We start from the raw sequence: 4151 nt of genomic DNA, 5'->3' as shown, positions 1-4151 counted from the left end.
CGCCGCGCTGGGCGAGACGCTGCTGGCCCGGCCCGACGCGCTCTCGCGCGCCGATGGCGAGCGCTGGCTGCGCCTGGCCGCCGATAGCGGCAGCGTGCGCGCCCACTTCGTGCTCGGCAAGGCGTCGATGCTGGGGCAACTGCTGGGGCAACTGTCGGTGCGCCAGCCGGACCTCCCGCGCGCCTGGACCCACCTCGAAGCCGCCGCCCGCGCCGGCGATGCAGGCGCCGCGTACTACCTGGGCCTGCTGTGCCGGGGCGGCTATGGCCGCGCGCCGGACGCCCCGGCAGCCGTGCGCTGGCTCACCGTGGCAGCCGAGGGCGGCGTGGCGCAGGCTATGTTCCTGCTGGCCAACGCCTACCGCGAAGGGGAGGGCGTGCCGCGCGACGACGCCCGCGCCGTCGACTGGTACGAAGCCGCCGCCGGGCGCGAGCATCCGGCGGCGCTCCAGGCCCTGGCCATGGCCTACCTCAACGGCGAACTGGGCCTCGCGCGCGACGACAAGGCGTACCGCCAGCACATGGCCGAGGCGGCGCACGCGCTGCGGCACCCGGCGCTGACCCCCTGAGGTGGCTGGCATCCGGTAAGCTGGCATCCCACGACGGATGCCCACACCTCACGCCCCATGAAATCGATCTATCTCGCCGGATTCGACGTTTTCCTCAAGGACGCGCTCGCCCACGGTGCGCATCTCAAGGCGCTGTGCGCCCAGCACGGCTACGAAGGGCTGTATCCGCTCGACAAAGCCGCGCCGGCCGGCCTCTCCGGCCCCGACACCGCGCAGTGGATCTACGAGGCCAATCTCGCGCTGATCCGGCGCGCGGACCTCGTCATGGCCAATCTCGACGATTTTCGCGGCCCGGGCGAGCCGGACAGTGGCACGGCGTTCGAAGTGGGTTTCGCGGTGGCGCTCCAGAAGCCGGTGTGGGCCTATTCGGCCGATGCCGGCACGCTGCTGGACCGCGTGCGCGTGGGCACCGATGCCGATGGCGACGCGCTCGATGCGCGCGGCTACGTGGTGGAGGACTTCGGCCTGCCCAGGAACCTGATGCTGGCCTGCAGCGTGCGGCTGGTGGCTGGCGACGCCGAAGCCTGTCTGGCCGCGATGGCCGAGGCGGACCGGCGCCGCGCCGCGCGCCGGGCGCAGGCGCTGGAAGCCGGCGGCCCGGAAGACTGACTCCCGGAAGACTGACTAATAGATAAGAATCAGGGCCGCAGAGACTGCACGCCGGCGGCGATGTCGGCGGCGGTGGTCGCCACGATCTGGCGGTAGGCGCTGACCATGCCGTCCACCTGTCCCGGCGCGGGCAGCTCGGTCTGCGTGCGGCCGCTCAGGACCTTGCCGTCGGGCAGCTTGCGCACGGTCCAGGCGATGGTCGCGGCGGCGCGCTGGCCGAGATCGCCATCGAGCCGTACTACCTCCGTGGTCACGCGGTACACCGGCGTTACTTCCGACAGGCCCTGCTGGTAGGTATCCACAGCGCCGAGCCGCGCCTGCAACTGCTGCGACAGCGCGTCGCGCAGCTCGTCCGGCAGCGGCGACGACCAGCGCGACAGGTCAAGCAGCTTCAGCCCGCCCGCGCTGCCGTCTGCCACCACCAGCTGGGCCCGGTTCAGCCGCTCGGGCACCCGTACCGGGGCCACTTCGATCCAGAGCGGGGTAGTCGCCGGTGTCACTGCCGGCGCCGTGGCCTCGCCGCTCGCCAACGTGTAGTAGCGCGGCTCGGGCGAGGCGCAGCCGGCCAGCACTGCCAGCACCGCCAGCGTCGCCAGCACGGCAGCCGCCATCCTTGTCTTCTCAGCAGATCGCTTCATCATGGTGTCTCCGCCTTGCCGCGCAGCAGCGCCTCGGGGTGGCGTTCCAGGTAGTCAGTCAGCGCGCGCAGGGACACAGCCGTGCGCGTCAGTTCCTGCAGCATGCGCCGCGTGTCCTGCTGCAGCGGCGCGTCTGACGCCAGCGTGCCGTTGGCCGCCGTCAGCGTGCGGCGCGCGTCCTGCAGCGCGGCCAGCACCTGCGGGGCCACGTCGCCGTTGAGCTGGGCCACGAGCTTGTCGGCGGAGGCCATCATCGCGTTCATCGACGCCATGGCCGTGCGCAGGTCCTGTCCGATCTGGTCGAACGGCACCTTGTCGATCCGGTTGACGATATCGCCCAGCTTGGCCTGCAGCGCGTCGAACGTGCCCGGTGTGGTCGGCAGTTCCGGCATCGCCGCATTGAGGTCGATGTCGGTCGGCGGCGGCGCCTTCGGGAAGAAGTCGAGCGCCACGTAGAGCTGGCCGGTCAGCAGGTTGCCGGTGCGCAGTTGCGCGCGCATGCCGCGCTTGACCAGCCCCTGCACGATGGCGCGCTTGCGCTCCTCGTCGGCCACGTCGCGCTCGCGGAAGCCCATGCGCGACGGATAGAACTCCACCACCACCGGCATGCGGAACGCCTTCTTGTCGCGCACGTACTCGATGCCGATGGAGCGCACCGTGCCCACCACCACGCCGCGGAAGTCCACCGGCGCGCCGGGGGTCAGCCCGCGCACGGACTGGTCGAAGTTGAGCACGGCCAGCGCGGGCGCCAGTTCGTCGGGCTCCTTCATGGCCTCGGCCTGGTCGCCGGCGAGCAGGTATTGCGTGTTCTCGGCGGCGGCGGTGCGGGCCGAGGAGTTGTCCGGCGACTGGAACGCCACGCCGCCCAGCAGCACCGTCACCAGCGACTGCGTGGAGAGCTTGAGCCCGCCCGCATCGAGTTTCAGGTCCACGCCGCTGGCGTGCCAGAAGCGCGTGTCGGCGGTGACCAGCGTGTCGTACGGCTTGTTGACGAACACCCGCAGCGTGATGTCGCGCCCGTTTGGCTCGAGCTGATAGGCCACCACCTGGCCCACCTGCACGCGGCGGTAGTAGACCGGCGAGCCGATATCGAGCGAGCCCAGGTCCTGCGCGCGCAGCACGAACTGCCGCCCGGAGGCATCGGTGGTGACCACGGGCGGCACCTCCAGCCCGGTGAAGCTGCGCGTGCTGGCCTGCGACTTGCCGGCATCCACGCCGATATAGGCGCCGGACAGCAGCGTCTCCAGCCCGGACACCCCGCTGATGGCAAAGCGCGGCCGTACCACCCAGAAGCGCGTGTCGGCCACGGCGAAGTTCTCGGCATCCTTGGTCAGCTCGATAATGGCCACCACGTGCGAGCGGTCCGGCGCCAGCCGCACGGACTTCACCAGCCCGATGTCGACGTCCTTGTAGCGCACGGCGGTCTTGCCCGGCGTCAGGCCCTCGGCGGTGCGGAAGGTCACCGTGATGTCTGGGCCGCGTGAGGCCAGCGTGTTGATCAGCAGCGAAATGCCCACCACGGCGGCGACGATCGGGATCAGCCAGACCAGCGAGGGCAGCCAGCGCGCGGGCTTGCGCCGCGCGGGCTGGGGCAGGCCGCCGGGGGGCGGCGGGGGCGGAAGGGGTGGAGCGGCGTTGTCAGTGTCGGGCATCGTTGGATTCCGGCAATTCGAGTGAGTCCCACAGCAGGCGCGGATCGAAGCTCAGCGACGCCATCATGGTCAGGACGACCACGGCGCCGAAGGCCATCGCGCCGCCGCCGGGGATGATCGTGGCGAGCGCGCCGGCGCGCACCAGCGAGGCGAGCAGCGCCACCACGAAGATATCGAGCATCGACCAGCGGCCGATGATTTCCACCAGCCAGTACAGCCGGGTCTGCTGGCGGATGCGCCACGACGTGCGCAGGTGCACCGAGACCAGCAGCAGCGTCAGGATCATCATCTTCAGCAGCGGCACGACGATGCTGGCGATCAGTACCACGCCGGCCAGCAGGTGCGAGCCGGACACCCAGAGGTAGATCACGCCCGAGAGGATCGTGTCGCGCTGGGTGCCGAGGATCGACTGCGTGACCATCACCGGCAGCAGGTTGGCGGGAATATAGAGAATATAGGCGGCCAGCAGAAACGCCCAGGTGCGCGCCAGGCTGGCCGGCTTGCGATGGTGCAGCGTGGCGCCGCAGCGCGGGCAGGGCTCGCCTTCCAGCGTGCGCGGGCTGACCAGGTCGCAGGCGTGGCAGGACACCAGCCCGCGCGAGGCGGCCGTGGGCACCTGGGCCAGCGGCGTGCGCTCGTCGTCATCGGTCAGTTCGGCCACCACGTCGGCGGCCATGCGGCGCG

The 4151-nt window shown here is 71.0% G+C and carries 5 protein-coding genes; 2 read left to right on the top strand and 3 right to left on the bottom strand.

From position 1 onward, the window contains the following. Both KHO18_RS27930 and KHO18_RS27925 read left to right on the top strand, forming a co-directional pair. Positions 1-568, top strand: a 568-nt coding sequence (locus KHO18_RS27930; protein ID WP_211944289.1) for a tetratricopeptide repeat protein, incomplete at its 5' end; no start/stop codon positions are given. Positions 569-625: 57 nt separating this feature from the next. Beyond that, positions 626-1177 (top strand): nucleoside 2-deoxyribosyltransferase, encoded by a 552-nt coding sequence (locus KHO18_RS27925; RefSeq protein WP_211944288.1) that lies wholly within the window; start codon positions 626-628, stop codon positions 1175-1177. Between the two features lie 29 nt (positions 1178-1206). Here the strand turns inward: KHO18_RS27925 and KHO18_RS27920 are convergent, their stop codons facing one another. The 3 genes from KHO18_RS27920 to KHO18_RS27910 form a co-directional block, all read right to left on the bottom strand. Next, complete coding sequence (locus KHO18_RS27920; RefSeq protein ID WP_211944287.1) at positions 1207-1818, bottom strand: PqiC family protein; 612 nt, start codon at positions 1816-1818, stop codon at positions 1207-1209. Beyond that, the gene (locus KHO18_RS27915; RefSeq protein WP_144197363.1) at positions 1815-3467 is read right to left on the bottom strand and encodes a PqiB family protein; all 1653 of its coding nucleotides are present in this window, start codon (positions 3465-3467) and stop codon (positions 1815-1817) included. Before KHO18_RS27915 ends, KHO18_RS27920 begins: the two co-directional genes overlap by 4 nt. Then, a partial coding sequence (locus tag KHO18_RS27910) for a paraquat-inducible protein A (RefSeq protein ID WP_211944286.1) occupies positions 3454-4151 on the bottom strand: 698 nt, incomplete at its 5' end. The genes KHO18_RS27915 and KHO18_RS27910, both read right to left, overlap by 14 nt.

It is taken from the genome of Cupriavidus campinensis, from assembly GCF_905397395.1.
GTDB classification, from domain to species: domain Bacteria; phylum Pseudomonadota; class Gammaproteobacteria; order Burkholderiales; family Burkholderiaceae; genus Cupriavidus; species Cupriavidus campinensis.
The sequence above is the reverse complement of the archived record's forward strand: the minus strand, read 5'-3'. Positions and strand labels throughout refer to the sequence as shown.